Annotated in this window: 10 protein-coding genes; 3 read left to right on the forward strand and 7 right to left on the reverse strand. The window is 48.8% G+C overall.

Annotated elements, in window-relative coordinates; all coding sequences use genetic code 11:
• Positions 1-265: 265 nt before the first annotated feature.
• Positions 266-424 carry a hypothetical protein gene (locus tag QT984_RS14265; RefSeq protein WP_333234130.1) on the reverse strand — a complete coding sequence of 53 codons (159 nt, stop codon included), beginning with the start codon at positions 422-424 and terminating at the stop codon, positions 266-268.
• Here QT984_RS14265 and QT984_RS14270 point away from each other — a divergent pair.
• On the forward strand, positions 387-2,345 hold the full coding sequence (locus QT984_RS14270; protein ID WP_333054787.1) for a cation:proton antiporter domain-containing protein: 1,959 nt from the start codon (positions 387-389) through the stop codon (positions 2,343-2,345). The genes QT984_RS14265 and QT984_RS14270 overlap by 38 nt on opposite strands.
• A 49-nt stretch (positions 2,346-2,394) precedes the next feature.
• On the opposite strand, the gene QT984_RS14275 is transcribed toward QT984_RS14270, so the two are convergent.
• Positions 2,395-5,241 (reverse strand): CHAT domain-containing tetratricopeptide repeat protein, encoded by a 2,847-nt coding sequence (locus QT984_RS14275; protein WP_333054786.1) that lies wholly within the window; start codon positions 5,239-5,241, stop codon positions 2,395-2,397.
• 105 nt (positions 5,242-5,346) lie between these two features.
• On the opposite strand from QT984_RS14275, the gene QT984_RS14280 reads away from it, so the two are divergent.
• Positions 5,347-5,484 carry a hypothetical protein gene (locus QT984_RS14280; protein WP_333054785.1) on the forward strand — a complete coding sequence of 46 codons (138 nt, stop codon included), beginning with the start codon at positions 5,347-5,349 and terminating at the stop codon, positions 5,482-5,484.
• 169 nt (positions 5,485-5,653) lie between these two features.
• Here QT984_RS14280 and QT984_RS14285 read toward each other — a convergent pair whose 3' ends face one another.
• Together QT984_RS14285 and QT984_RS14290 are read right to left on the reverse strand one after the other, a co-directional pair.
• Positions 5,654-7,375, reverse strand: a complete 1,722-nt coding sequence (locus QT984_RS14285; protein WP_333208257.1) for a S8 family serine peptidase — start codon at positions 7,373-7,375, stop codon at positions 5,654-5,656.
• A gap of 474 nt (positions 7,376-7,849) precedes the next feature.
• Entirely contained in the window at positions 7,850-8,323 is a 474-nt protein-coding gene (locus tag QT984_RS14290) for a hypothetical protein (protein WP_333208256.1), read from the reverse strand.
• 55 nt (positions 8,324-8,378) lie between these two features.
• Here QT984_RS14290 and QT984_RS14295 point away from each other — a divergent pair, with 55 nt between their 5' ends.
• Positions 8,379-8,591 (forward strand): hypothetical protein, encoded by a 213-nt coding sequence (locus QT984_RS14295; RefSeq protein WP_333208255.1) that lies wholly within the window; start codon positions 8,379-8,381, stop codon positions 8,589-8,591.
• A 371-nt stretch (positions 8,592-8,962) separates the two neighbouring features.
• Here QT984_RS14295 and QT984_RS14300 read toward each other — a convergent pair whose 3' ends face one another.
• From QT984_RS14300 to QT984_RS14310, 3 genes are all read right to left on the reverse strand, one after another.
• On the reverse strand, positions 8,963-11,782 hold the full coding sequence (locus QT984_RS14300) for a CHAT domain-containing tetratricopeptide repeat protein (RefSeq protein WP_333374250.1): 2,820 nt from the start codon (positions 11,780-11,782) through the stop codon (positions 8,963-8,965).
• A 35-nt stretch (positions 11,783-11,817) separates the two neighbouring features.
• Positions 11,818-12,687 (reverse strand): DUF928 domain-containing protein, encoded by an 870-nt coding sequence (locus QT984_RS14305; protein ID WP_333054781.1) that lies wholly within the window; start codon positions 12,685-12,687, stop codon positions 11,818-11,820.
• Between the two features lie 489 nt (positions 12,688-13,176).
• Positions 13,177-15,108, reverse strand: a complete 1,932-nt coding sequence (locus tag QT984_RS14310) for a CHASE2 domain-containing protein (protein WP_333374252.1) — start codon at positions 15,106-15,108, stop codon at positions 13,177-13,179.
• Between the last annotated feature and the right edge of the window lie 21 nt (positions 15,109-15,129).

Consider the following 15,129-nt stretch of genomic DNA (forward strand, 5'->3'; position numbering starts at 1 on the left):
TTCGTCAAATCCTCTCCCTCTGTGCCCGCATCCCCATCGGCATCGGAGTCTCGAACATAACAGACAATCTCTGGCTTAAGCTGTCGCGCATTTAAATTGTATATTCAGGGCGGGCGGGACGCTAGGGCCCCTACTCCCCACAAGACTTTAATTTTTTTTGACATACCCTTTAAATGCCGCAACAGCTTAGCTACAGCTTACTCGCATCTTTGACGCCAAGAGAATTATCTGATAAAGTTATAGCGACTATCAAGGTTTTTTAATCTTATTGGGAAAAATCCAGGGCCGTGCCGAGTTTGTAAGCTGCGCCGAAAATAGCGCCTGCACTCAAATTACCCGCGATCGAACATTTAAAACTGAGCGGGCTGCCTGTAACAATTATATCTATGGAAATCCCCTTTAACATCACCCAGTTGATGGTCATGACCGTCATCTGTGGCATCAGCGCTCAAGTTATCGCCGCTTATCTGAAAGTTCCGGCGATCGTCTTTTTGCTGTTGTTTGGCATTTTAGCCGGCCCAGACTGCTTGGGAGTGCTGCACCCGAATCTGCTGGGAAGCGGTTTGGAAGTTATGGTATCCCTTTGCGTAGCTTTAATTCTGTTTGAAGGCGGCTTGAATTTGGAATTGCGAGATTTAGGCAAACTTTCCGGCAGCATCCGCAATTTAGTTACCGTAGGCACTTTAATTACGCTCATAGGCGGCGGAATGGCCGCACACTGGTTGGGAGAATTTCCCTGGCCGATCGCATTTTTGTATGCTTCTCTAGTAGTCGTCACAGGCCCGACAGTAATCGGCCCTTTGCTCAAACAAGTATCCGTTGACAAAAAAGTTGCCGCCTTGCTAGAAGCAGAAGGCGTTTTAATCGATCCTGTCGGGGCAATTCTGGCAGTATTGGTGCTGAATATTATTTTGAACGGCAATGCTGATTTGCTGGTTTTGTTCCGAGATTTAATCGTGCGACTCTTCGTTGGCGCACTCGTCGGAGTTGCGGGAGGTTGGCTGCTGGGATTCATTCTCAAGCGATCGCAATTTCTCTCAGAAGACCTCAAAAACTTAGTAGTATTAGCTGGTTTGTGGGGATTTTTCGGCTTAGCAGAAGAAATCCGCAGCGAATCGGGACTGATGGCAACAGTGGTATCCGGCATCGTCCTCAGAGCCGCTGCTGTGCCGGAAGAAAGGCTGCTGAGGAGGTTTAAAGGTCAACTCACAGTCCTGGCTATTTCCATGCTGTTCGTGCTGCTGGCGGCCGATTTATCCCTCGCTAGTGTGGTCGCCCTCGGTTGGGGAAGTTTGTTTACAGTTTTAGCTTTAATGTGGGTAGTGCGCCCGATCAACGTTTGGCTGTGTACTTGGAACAGCGGACTGAATTGGCGGCAGAAATTATTTGTTTGTTGGGTAGCGCCGAGGGGAATTGTCTCAGCGTCGATCGCATCTTTATTTGCAATTTTGCTCACCCAGCGGGGAATCAACGGCGGCGACTCGATTAAAGCCTTAGTTTTCCTAACAATTATTATGACAGTTTTCGTCCAGGGACTAACAGCCGGACGGATGGCTCAACTTTTGGGAATTACCTCAAAATCCGCAACCGGTGCAGCAATTGTCGGGTCAAATCCTTTGAGCAGATTAATTGCTCGCTTGTTTCAAGAACGCGGAGAATCGGTGGCAATTATCGACACCAACCCGGAAGCTTGTGCACAAGCAGAACGAGAGGGTTTGCGGGTGTTTTTGAGCAGTGCTCTGGATCACAGCGTGTTAGAAGAAGCCGGACTGGAATCGATGGGAACTTTTTTGGCAATGACTAACAACGGCGAGGTAAACTTAGTGTTAGCTCAGCGAGCTGCTGAAGAGTTTGCACCCCCAAGGGTTTTGGCAATATTCCCCAAAGATCCGCAAGCAAATACGCCTGCTAATCAGAGTAAAATCAATCAAGCTTTTGTCTCCGATTTGTCGCTGAAGGATTGGAACGAATATTTGAGCGACGGCGAAGTGAAATTGGGGGAAACTGAGTTAAAAACAGAGGGATTGCAGTTTCAGATTGCTCACTTACAAGCTTTAGTTAAAGCCGGGGAGTTAGCGCCGCTGCTGCTGGAAAGGCAGGGATACTTGCAAGTAGTGTCGGCAACTCAGATTTGGCAAGCGGGCGATCGAATTATTTATTTGCTGTACGATCCGACACCGAAATTGTTGAAAAGATTGTCTGGTGCGTCGCAGTCTCGCTTGACTTTGGAAAAGCATCAGGTAGTTGAGGAAGTGCCGATTCCTTCTCCGGTTTTAGAGGAGGTTTTGGAGTCAGCAAAAATAGCCCCGGAGGATGAAATTTTGCAGCCACCAGTTTCGCGGTAAGGGTTAGTATCCCCGATCGTACTCTGTAATCTGCTTGTCGCGATCGTCCTTACTCTGCCTCCCCAATCAAAGTAAATGCCGCCCAATCTCGCGGCTGGGGATGAGTTTTCATCGTAGTTAACATTGCTTGCCGCAATGCCTGTGCTTTGTCGGGATTATTTTGCAAATTTTGATAAAACGACTGCATCAATTCCGATGTCGGCGCATCAGGAACCGCCCATAAAGAAACAATCACACTTGGCACTCCTGCCGAAATCAAAGCGCGCGACAAACCAATTACTCCATCCCCGGTAATCCTCCCTTCTCCGGTGTTGCAAGCACTCAAAACGACTAAGCTTGCTTGCAGTTTCATGTCAAAAATCTCTTCTGCGGTCAATAAGCCGTCATCGCTACCAGAAGGAGCCATAGCGATCGCACTTCCCAATCCGCGCACATCATCCAGCAATCCATGCGTTGCCAAGTGAATAATCGATGCTTGGGGCATTTTTTGAACGATCGCAGATTTTGTCCCTTGAGCACCTAAGATCGCTTGAGTGTTGAGCAGAGGCGCGATCGCTCTAGCTTCAGCTTCAGCCCCAGGTAGAGGAGACAATTGCTGTTTGGGTTCTCCCACAGAGAGAGACACACTCGGCATCGTGGGATTGCCCAAGACTAGAGCCCTGCCACTGTTGGATTGCTTCTGTACTAACTTTTGCCGTTGCTGTCGGGTTAAATCTAATACTTGAATCGAGGGGGCGGTGAGAATCGTGTGTTTTTCGATTAAGTAAGTGCCGTTTGCATCTTGGAGGGCGGGGAAGGGTACTTGAAAGAGCGATCGTTGAGGAATGAAAATGACGCGGGCATTGGGGTCTTTGGGTAGAAGCGTTTGAATTGGGTCAATCAGCAGTTGATGCAGTGTCGGTAAGTTGGGTTGGGGTTGGGTGGAGCCAAAACTGCTGCGACTGCGGACAGCCAGGAATTCTTGATTGCCAACGATTAAGCTTCTGAGGGAGGCGTTGTGTTTTTGCCAGAGGGGTTTAAGGTCTACCTCGCGGAACGTGATTTCGCCTGTGGGTTGAATCACCCAAATGTAAATCGCGGATTCACGCCCTTCTAGTCTGCCCTGAATCTGGAAGGCGTCGTAGATGATGGAATACTGCACCAAAGTGGCGTTCTGTGCTTTGGCGATTTGGCGGATTTGATCCCGGTTGGGAGCAGCGACGATGACCGAATTGGCATCACCAGAGGATAAGCGTTCTGTCAGGAGATCGACAAAGGCACGAGCACGTCCTCGTTCGGCAATTTCTAAGGCGGCGATCGGGTTATTCTGAGCCACCCTGACTTGTTGTAAAGCCCAATAGGTGCGAGCTTGTCCTTCAAAGATGGAGACTTTATTCGCGTCGTTGGAGCCGAGCATTTGCCGCATCGATTCCCAAACTTGAATGGCATTGACGAGCGTTTTTTCAGCTTCTGTGGGGTTGCCAGCTTTCAAGAACGCCAATCCAAGATTGTTGAGCGCCTTACCTTCCCCGTTGCGGTCTTTAATTTCGCGGGCGATGGCTAAACTCTGCTGTGCATAATCAATGGCTGTGACATAGTTGCCCAGATAGCTGTAAACGATTCCCAAATTGCCCAGTGCATTCCCTTCCCCGTTGCGGTCTTTAATTTCACGGGCGATGGCTAACTGTTGTTGCAAATACTCAATGGCTTTGGCATAGTCGCCCAGATAGAGGTAAGCATTTCCCAAATTGCCCAGTTCTGCACCTTCCCCTTGGCGGTCTTTAATTTCGCGGGCGATGACTAAACTCTGCTGTGAATACTCAATGCCTTTGGCATAGTTGCCCAAAGAGCTGTAAGCGATTCCCAAATTGCCTAGTGCATTCCCTTCACTGTGGTGGTCTTTAATTTCGCGGGCGATGACTAAAGTCTGCTGTGTATACTCAATGGCTTTCGCATAGTTGCCCAGATCGAGGTAAGCAATTCCCAAATTGCCGAGTGCAACACCCTCCCCTTGGCGGTTTTTAATTTCGCGGGCGATCGCTAAATGTTGCTGCCCATAATCAATGGCTTTGGCATAGTTGCCCAGAGAGTCGTAAACACGTCCCAAATGGCCCAGTGCTACACCCTCCTCTTGGCGGTCTTTAATTTCGCGGGCAATCGCTAAACTCTGCTGTGAATACTCAATGGCTTGGGTATACTTGCCCAGATAGTAGTAAGCGTATCCCAAACGACCTAGTGCCTTTGCCTCCCCTTGGCGGTTTTTCATTTCGCGGGCGATCGCTAAACTCTGCTGTGAATACTCAATGGCTTTGGCATAGTTGCTCAGATAGAGGTAAGCACCTCCCAAATTGCCCAGTGCCACACCTTCCCCTTGGCGGTGTTTAATTTCGCGTGCGATGGCTAAATATTGCTGTAAATACTCAATGGCTTTGGCATAGTCGCCCAGAGAGTCGTAAGCATGTCCCAAATGGCCTAGTGCTACAGCTTCACTCGTGCTGTCTTTTATTTCGCGGGCGATCGCTAACTGTTGCTGTGAATACTCAATGACTTTGGGATAGTTGCCCAGAGCGAGGTAAGCAAGTCCCAAATTGCCCAGTGCTATACCCTCCACTTGGCGGTTTTTAATTTCGCGGGCAAGCCCTAAATATTGCTGTGAATACTCAATGGCTTTGGCCGAGTCGCCCAGATTGAGGTAAGCAACTCCCACATTGAACAGTGCTGCACCTTCCCCTACGCGGTTTTTGAGGGCGCGATAAATTTGCAGTGCCTGTTGCCAGGAATTCAGCGCTGCTTGGAATTGGCTAGTGCGACGCTGTTGAATCCCCTGCTGTATTAGCCGATCGGCCTCTAGTTGACGAGCATCCGTAGTTTGAGCGATCGCTCCGAAGAGAGAGTCAGGAGTATTTAATAGGGACATAGTGGCAAGCAGGAACAGGGAAATGGAACCTAGGAAAACATTAGTGAGCCTAGAGTGGGTTGATTTGAGTCGCTTAAATGGGGAATACAGCATAGGATTCTAGAGTTGGAATTTAGAGAATTAGCCCGATCGCTCTTTCTGCTGTCGTCGTGCGATCGCCTCAATCTGCCACAGGCGATCGACCTTCCTAGAAGTTTACTCTGCCTCCCCAATCTCGCCGCCGGGATGAGGACTCAAATCTGAATTAGACGACAATTTTAGCGATCGGGCGATCGGTTTGAATCAAACCATTATCCACTGGCATAGTCAAATCCAACCTCAAAACCTGGCGTGTTTGGAGCGTTCATATCCAGAGCCGTCTGCTAAATATGCTCTATTAATGTCCGCTGGACTTAAGTGAGGATTTGCAATGCTATCCTGTTAACCCATTTCTATTAGCTGTTGTCGTCAAAATGTGCTCAACTTGAGCCGGAGTTAAAGTCGGATTGGCACTCAAAACTAAAGCCGCTACACCCGCTACCTGTGGCGTTGCAAAAGACGTACCAGTTCTGAGTTCATAATCCTCATCAGGAGTAGTAGAAACTATCTCTACTCCCGGAGCAACTAAGTAATCTAAAGGTCTGGAACCCGCCCGGTTAGAGCTATCAGCCATGCGGCCTCTTACATCAATGCTGCCCACTGCAATTCCCAAGCTATCGGCATTACGAGCTGGATAAGCTGGTTGGATGTCACCCGTATTTCCGGCTGCTATCACCACAACAGAGCCTTTGTTATTTGCATACTGAATTGCGTTATTTACTACGTTGGAAGGGACAAACTCATTTCCCAAGCTGAGGTTAATTACATTGGCTCCATTATCAGCAGCATAGCGGATTCCAGCAGCAATATTATTCACCGAGCCCCTACCAAAGGCGGGCAACACTCTGACAGGCATAATCTTAGCATTGGGCGCAACTCCTGTGATGCCAAAATCATTTCGTTCCGCCGCGATCGCACCTGCTATGTGAGTCCCGTGACCGTTGAAACTCATATCCATTGGGTTGTTGTCGCTTCCCACAAAATCCCAACCCCGAATATCATCAATATATCCGTTGCCATCGTCATCAATGCCGTTTCCAGCAATTTCACCAGGGTTCCGCCAAATATTGTCATCCAAGTCAGGATGGGTGTAGTCAACACCACTATCCACAACAGCTACAACAATCCCATTTCCTGTAATGTTCTGATTCCAAACTTCCGGTGCATTTATGACATCTAGCGCCCAATTATTCCCGCCCAAATTGGGGAGAGCAGGGAAAGGATTTGAACTGTTCAAGGTGCTGGAAACTGCTGCATTTGCATTCACCAAACCGTAGCCGTAATTACTATTAAAAGGGCCGCTAGGTGTGGGAATATTTAGTTCAGGAATAGAGGTGGCAGAAAGATTCAGGTTGTAATTAGTAGAGTTGCTTAAGAAGCTATAAACTTGGACATAGTATGTCCCTGCCTCCAGATTGGATACATTAATGACATCGGGGACAGTGCCACTCTCAAGAGAGTAGTCAATAATTTCCCCTAAATCAACTCTACCGTTGCCGTTTCTATCTTGAATTAACCGTACATCAGCATCCGCTCTCAAACCGTCTAGACGCAGGCTAAAATTGCTCCTAGTGTTGAGCTCGAATCGGTAGAAATCGTCCCGATCGCCTAGGCCCACAAAATCAGTTAAACTGATGCTACCATTCTGAACGCCAACAACATTACGAGCTGTCAAAAGAGTGTTACCTGGATCGGCGAAATTCAACTGGGAAGCAGAAATCATTCCTGTTAGCGGATCTGCGTTTGCGATCGCCGATTCTGACTGCGGTTTGAGTTGAGCATCGGCGACATCGCCAGTAACTCGATCGCTCGCAGGGAAACTGAAGCCTTCGCCTGCATTAGCTACAATAAAATCTGCTATCTGTGTCTGTTGGTCGAAGCTGGATGCTGTGGGATTAGTCAAGCTAGATTCAGCACTATAACCAGGAATATTCAATGGATCGATCGCTGAGTTGAGCAAGTCGCTGTTAGCCGGAAATGTTGATGGGGCGAGATCCTTTGGCTGTTGATTGAAATAAAGGCGATCGTTAGGATTGGTTGTGGTGATGTCTAACATAATTTTAAAACCCCGATATTTTGATTCATTCTTGAGTTAAATCTTAAGCCGCCCAGATGGGAAAATCATTCGTTCTACCCACAGACTTGATTAAGTATGAGTGCAAAATAGATTGCGGGAAAGTGCAAAGTATGTGAATATGTAGAGTAGATGGTTCACTTCCATCAGTTTTGAGATTGAGACGCGATCGCGAATAAAGATTCATTCCACAGTCCTTAGCGGGAATTAATTCCCTGTCTCATAGTGCAAGTCCTCTCAAAGAGGACTGAAGAAGATAACTCATTAGTCCTATTTCAGATATAAATGAATTCAACTATCAAATAGAAAGATCGATCTTCCTGAAAGCGAGCTAACAGTTCCGGTATGCGATCGGGCATATCTTCATCTTCCGCAAGATACAGCATATTCCAGGTTTGTGAAGTACACCTCAGAAACCGGGTTTCTTTACAGTTCTAGCCTTTAAACTGATTCTGTTCAAGAAACCCGGTTTCTCTGTACTACACATATATGGAATATGCTGTAAGTATCGCTAAACTCGGTACTTACCAAATGTTCGGTAATTCGGTAACACATTCGCAGTTTGCTGTCCAGCATCGGATCTGGCGGTACGGGGGGTTGACTTTTTTGTACAGATTCCGACTGCACGCTTTGCTGTGCCACTCTAATCGCGGACTCCCACAAATTTTTGTTGCGGACTCTTTCGTCCGGGTCGATAATTCCTGCATCTTTCAATACCTCTGTCAGCAATTTCCACAAATGATAAGCAACGTATCGCGCTAAGTAGCATATTTCATAGTTCCGCGCGATCGCATAATTATTCTTGATTTCTTGGTATGTCAAACCATCTAACACTCCTTGAATAATTGCTCGCTGTAAGCCGTTCAATGGTTCGCCTCTCTTTTTCTGTACCAGGTTATCTAGAATGTTTGTAGCTGATTCTGCATTCATAAAGTTACGCAGTAAGTTGACAGTTGACAGTTGACTTAAATTTTAAGCAACCCAGATGGGAAAATCATTCGTTCTACCCACAGACTTGATTAAGTATGAGGTGCAAAATAGATTGCGGGAAAGTGCAAAGTATGTGAATATGCAGAGTAGATGGTTCACTGCCATCGGTTTTGAGATTGAAGCGCGATCGCGAATAAAGATTCATTCCACAGTCCGCCAGGGAATGAATTCCCTGTCTCATAGTGCAAGTCCTCTCAAAGAGGACTGAAGAATATAACTCATCAGTCATCTTTCAGACAGGATTTACGCACTCAGACCAAAGAAACCGGGTTTTTTACCGAATCTGCGGGTCACAACGCGTCTTCTCGAAAAAACCCGGTTTCTGGGCCCCATGCGTAAGTCCTAGAGATATAAATGTCGCTTTTAGGCGAAGTCTAGACCCCCCTAAATACCCCTGGTTGTTGGGGAGTAGGGGTTGACTTTGAATGTTCTTGTTCCCCCTTCTTAGGTCGGGGAACTTTGACAACTTCTTGTCCCCCCCTTCTTAAGGGGGGCTAGGGGGGATCGGGATTTAATAGTTAAACAGCAGTCCCCGATCGCGATAAAAATATCGATATCCAATCCACTATTAATAAAAACTTACTCTGCCTCCCCAATTAAAGTAAATGCCGCCCAATTTCGCGGCTGGGGATGAGTTTTCATTGTGGCTAACATTGCTTGCCGCAAGGCCTGTGCTTTGTCGGGATTATTTTGCAAATTTTGATAAAACGACTGCATCAATTCCGATGTCGGCGCATCAGGAACCGCCCATAAAGAAACAATCACACTCGGCACTCCTGCCGAAATCAAAGCGCGCGACAAACCAATTACTCCATCCCCGGTAATTCTGCCGAATCCAGTGTTGCAAGCACTCAAAACGACTAAGCTTGCTTGCAGTTTCATGTCGAAAATCTCTTCTGCGGTCAATAAGCCGTCATCGCTACCAGAAGGAGCCATAGCGATCGCACTTCCCAATCCATTTACATCATCGAGCAATCCATGCGTTGCTAAGTGAATAATCGATGCTTGGGGCATTTTTTGGACGATCGCAGCTTTTGTCCCTTGTGCGCCTGTGATGGCTTGAGTATTGAGCAGAGGCGCGATCGCGATCGCTTCAGCTTCGGCTCCAGGTAGAGGAGACAATTGCTGTTTGGGCTCTCCGGGAGACAAAGATACCTGTGGCATCGTGGGATTACCGAGCACCAGAGCATTTCCGCGACCGTTGGCTGGCTGATTGCCTAACTTCTGTCGTTGTTGTCGGGTTAAATCCAATACTTGAATCGAGGGGGCGGTGAGAATGGTGTGTTTTTCGATTAAGTAAGTACCGTTGGCATCTTGCAGGGCGGGAAAAGGCACCTGGAACAGGGAACCTTGGGGAATGAAGATGACGTGGGCATTGGGATCTTTTGGGAGGAGGCTGGCAATGGGCTCGATTAGCAGTTGATGCAGCGTCGGTAAGTTGGGTTGGGGTTGGGCAGAACCAAAACTGCTGCGACTGCGGACAGCGAGAAATTCTTGATTGCCAATAATTAAGCTGGCTAGAGAGGCGTTGTGTTTTTGCCACAGGGGTTGGAGGTCAACTTCGCGGAACGTGATTTCGCCCGTCGGTTGAATCACCCAAATGTAAATCGCGGATTCACGCCCTAGTTGTTTGCCCTCAATCTGGAAGGTGTCGTAGATGATGGAATACTGCACCAAAGTGGCGTTCTGTGCTTTCGCGATTTGGCGGATTTGATCCTGGTTGGGAGCAGTGGCGATGACCGAATTGGCATCACCAGTTGATAAGCGTTGTGTCAGTAGATCGACAAAGGCACGGGCACGTCCCCGTTCGGCAATTTCTAAAGCGGCGATCGGGTTATTCTGAGCCACCCGAACTTTTTCTAACATCCTATAAGTGCTAGCTTGTCCTTCAAAGATGGAGACTTTATTCGCATCGTTGGAGCCTAGCATTTGACGCATCGATTCCCAAACTTGAATGGCATTGACGAGCATTTTTTCAGCTTCTGTTGGGTTGCCAGCTTTTAAGAACGTCGCTCCAAGGTTGTCGAGCGCCGTACCTTCTCCAAGGCGGTCTTTAAGGTCGCGGGCGATGGCTAAGCGCTGCCGTGTATACTCAATGGCTTGGGGATAGTTGCCTAGAGAGCGGTAAGCAAATCCTAAATTGCCCAGTGCCCTACCCTCTCCAAGGCGGTCTTTAGTTTCGCGGGCGATGGCTAAGCACTGCTGTGCATACTTGAGGGCTTGGGCATAGTTGCCCAGAGAGCGGTAAGCGATTCCCAAATTGCCCATTGCTGCACCTTCCCCTCGGCGGTCTTTAATGGAGCGGGCGATGGCTAAACTCTGCTCCATATACTCGATGGCTGTGACATAGTTGCCCAGAGAGAGGTAAGCGGCTCCCAAATTGCCCAGTGCAGCACCTTCCCCTTGGCGGTCTTTAATGGAGCGGGCGATAGCTAAATGTTGCTGTGTATACTCAATGGCTTGGGGATAGTTGCCCAGAGAGCTGTAAGCGATTCCCAAATTCCTCAGTGCAGCACCTTCTCCAAGGCGGTCTTTAAGGTCGCGGGCGATGGCTAACCACTGCTGTGAATACTCAATTGCTTTAGCATAGTTGCCCAGAAAGCGGTAAGCAACTCCCAAATTGCCCAGTGCTGAACCTTCCCCGTAGCGGTCTTTAATGGAGCGGGCGATAGCTAAAGTCTGCTGTGAATACTCAATGGCTTTGGCATAGTTGCCCAGAGAGAGGTAAGCTGCTCCCAAATTGCCCAGTGCCCTACCTTCCCCGTAGCGGTGTTTAATTTCACGGGCGATGGCTAACCACTGCTGCAAATACTCAATGGCTTTGGCATAGTCGCCCAGATAGTGGTAAGAGGTTCCCAAAATACGCAGTGCATTACCCTCCCTTTGGCGGTCTTTAAGGTCGCGGGCGATGGCTAACCACTGCTGTGAATACTCAATGGCTTTGGCCGAGTTGTTCAGAGAGTGGTAAGCGAGTCCCAAATTGCCCAGTGCATTCGCTTCCCCAAGACGGTCTTTAAGTTCGCGGGAGATCGCTAAATTCTGCTCCATATACTCGATGGCTTTGGCATTGTTGCCCAGAAAGCGGTAAGCGACTCCCAAATTGCCCAGTGCTGCACTTTCCCCGTAGCGGTTTTTGATGGCGCGATAAATTTGCAGTGCCTGCTGGAACGAATTCAACGCTGCTGGGAATTGGCTAGTCTCAAGCTGTTGAATTCCTTGCTCCACAAGCCGATCGCCCTCTGCTTCACTAACCTCGATCGCCCCAGCAACAACCGGGAGTTGAGATTGCTGAGGAATGTAAAAGGCAACCAACAAAAAGCAAAAGGCGAGGGGAAAAAGGAAGCCCGATCGCACTTTAAGATCGCTGGATTTAAGCAGTTTTAGCGAGAAAGATTTCATAGGATTTAGTCTGTGGATTGCGAGGGTTAGCGCCGTCATTGTCGCTGTTGTTCGATCGCCCTAATTTGTCGCAATCGATCGCTCCAATCTTTCAAAGGTTCGGCTTCCGAACTAGCAAGAGAATCTAGCAATTCCAGCACAGCCGCTTGGTTTTGAGAAGTCTCAGAGGCTTTCCGCGCTTCCGCGATCGCGTCATACCACAGCCCAGACTCCGCATACAGGTCGATCCGCTGTTGGGGAGTTTGCGCCGCTGCAAGTTGAGTCTGCAACGATGCAGCAGGCGCAACGACTTGGATTTCTGCCGCCGCCACGACATTCCTCGAAGGAACATTCGGATCGCACACCAACACCACTTGCCACTGATAGGATTGCCCGATCGACAGTTGGGGCCCATTTGAAGGCAAAGCAACGGACATTATTCCCGGCTGACTCTGGATCTCGGTTCTGTAAAGCAGTTGTCCCGATCGAGCAAACAGCCTCAATTGCAACGGACGAGAAGTGCGATCGGGTACAAACCAGGTAAAAGTCGGATGCCCAGAAATCGTCTGTCCCACATGGCTAAACGGCACTAAGGCAGTCAATCTCGCCGATGAATTAGCTTCGCAACTGCCCCCGCGAGTGGTATTCGTCCCCGTTTCTTTCGGTTTAGAAGGGTTTTCAGGAGGAGTGTATTGTGCCAGCGCTACAGGAGCGATCCAGAACGAAACACTCAGCATTAAACTCGCAAGGCCCGCAGAGTAAACGGTTCGACGCTTCAACTCGTGAGTCATCATCGCAATCCCCTCTGTAACTATTTCTACAGTAATCAACAATACACAAACACAATAGAGGACTACCCGCAAGCGTCCTTTGCGGGAAGGTGCAAAGATATTGGTGTCAGCAAGCCGTAGGGGCGGGTTCGCCAAGGGCCTTAAAGCTTGCAGACCGGTTAAATAAACCCGCCCTGCCCCATGAAAAATCCCCTTGCTGACATTGGTACAAGATGTCAGTTAGATATGACATCTTGCAGCACGATCGATTTGGGGGTTATTCGGAGTCGGGCGGGTTTATTTAACCTAGGATCGCGAATTAAATAACTTACAATTTTAATTGTTATTGTGGGATGGGCTCTTATAGCCCGTCCACTCATGACGGGCTATAAGAGCCCATCCCACTTTCAAGAGTGGAAGTTATTTAATTCTCATTCCCTATTTGCTACGTTTTTGACTGTTGGCGAACCCGTTCCTTGTATCTTAAAAGAGGTAGATTGCGATTTACTGTTGGGTGGGGGCGGGTTTATTTAGATTGTGGGTACTTGTTAGATATTGTTGGTGAACCCGCCCCTACGGCTAATTGAGAATGCTGCAATATCTCATCTCAATTAGCTCGGATTTGACAAGGGTGAACCCAACCAATTACCAGAACCACCGCCGTTTTGCTGACCAGGTTAACTCGCACACTGTCCCCTTCGGTTGATTCGGGTAGCGCCGAAATGCTCCGCCTAACTGTTTGGCTAAGTTCTTTGCAAGCTGGGTTCCTAATCCTGAAGGTTGAAGTTTAGGGTTTGGATCTTCGGTTATCTCCCTGTCTCGATCCATTTGGGCCAAGCTAAGCGTTTCTGACTGAGACGGTTTTCCCCTACCATTATCCGCCACCCGAATCACCTGCCGATCGCCTTCTTGAGTGCAAATTACGGTCAAGCGAGTGGCTTCGATCGCGTGTTTGCCGACATTGCAGAGCGCTTCTTCCAGAAAGCGGCAGAGTGCTCGCTTGTGTTCCAACCGCAGATGCGAGGTGTTCAAGGGATCGAACTGCACAATTTTGAATTTGAGCGTTTTGAGGTAAGGCAGTTCTTGTTCTAGCGTGTTGCAATAGACTTTGTAGAGCAATTCATGCAATGGAGCCTGCAGGGCTAATTCGATCGCACTTCCCATTCGCAAATGCGGTTCATCTGCGATCGCATCTCGTTGCACCGATCCGTAAACTGCCCGCAATTCTTGATTCAATCGTTGCAACTCCGGTAGAAATAACGGCGGTGTGGCTTGTTCTTGAGCAGTCCTCAAAATCCCAACCAATGTTTGTAACGGGCCGCTATGAATTGCATTAAAGGTCTGCTCGATCGCAAATTGACGTTCCTCCAAGCGCAGTCGGAGTTCCTGTTCGTGGCGATAAAATAACGCTGCCGTCAACCCAACCCCATTCAACACGAGTACGAGCAATACAGGTACGATTGGCACCCACCATCCCAAAAGAATGAACCAGTAACAGAGCGCGATCGGGGTAATACTAGCGATTAAGAGCCCGATCACAATTTTCCAGGGCGATCGCAGAAATTGTCCCAAACTCATCCCCAAGAGTCCCCAGACCGCAATCCAGAGCGTTTCCCAGCCCTCCCCCCAAACCTGAAGCAACGGTCGCCGATCGAGCACCGCGCTAATCATCTGGCTGGTTTCGTGGGCCTGCATTTCGACTCCGTAAATCCGTCCGGGATTGATACCTGCGATCGCACCTGAACTTGCCAAATCCTTCGCGCTAAAAGACATCATCCCAATCAGCACAATTTTGCCTCGAATCCAATCCGGGTTGACCTGTCCCGATTTGATTTGCGAGAGAGAAAGCAGGCGAAACGGCATTGTCCCGCTGCGAACATTCAGCAAAATTTGGTTCCCGCCTGCATCCGCCCCCACATATCCGCCAGAGTTTGACTGCACTCTGGTCAATTCAATGCTGCCAAAGCGCTTCGCCTCCCGATCGCGAATTCCATTACCTAACTTAATTCCTCGGGTTGCTAAATAGAGTTGTGCCAGCCGGATTGCGAAGGAAAAACGGTATTCCTGTCGATCGTTGTTAGTGCCCAATAAACTGCGACGCTGGTAGCCATCCGCATCGAGTACGAAATCTGCAAAGCCAACCTGTTCGGGTGGTAGCGCGGGCGGAGGTGCGACGGTAAAGCCACTGCGATCGGGCAGTGCAATCTCCACTCCGATCGTATTCTTGCTGCTGCGAAACACCGATGTCAGTTCAGCATTACCCGGTTCAACCGGAATATCGCGGACAATATCCAGCCCGATCGCGATCGGTTGATAGACCTGCAAGCGTTTGAGTAAATCGGCAATGTCGCGATCGGGAATCGGATAAGTTCTAGCGCGTTGAATATCCTCCTCAGTGATGCCGACAATTACAATCCGTTCATCCATTGGCTCAGGAGGACGCAGCCGCAGAAATCGATCGAACGCAACCAACTCCCAAAACTGAAGCGCACCGCTCAATCTAGCCATCATCACAGCGACAATCACCATCAACCCTGGAAGCGAGCCGCGCCGCCAAGTCGAGATATCTGCTTTCACTGCTTGTTCTCGATCGGGCTT

The organism is Microcoleus sp. Z1_B2 (assembly GCF_036700325.1).
GTDB lineage: Bacteria > Cyanobacteriota > Cyanobacteriia > Cyanobacteriales > Microcoleaceae > Microcoleus.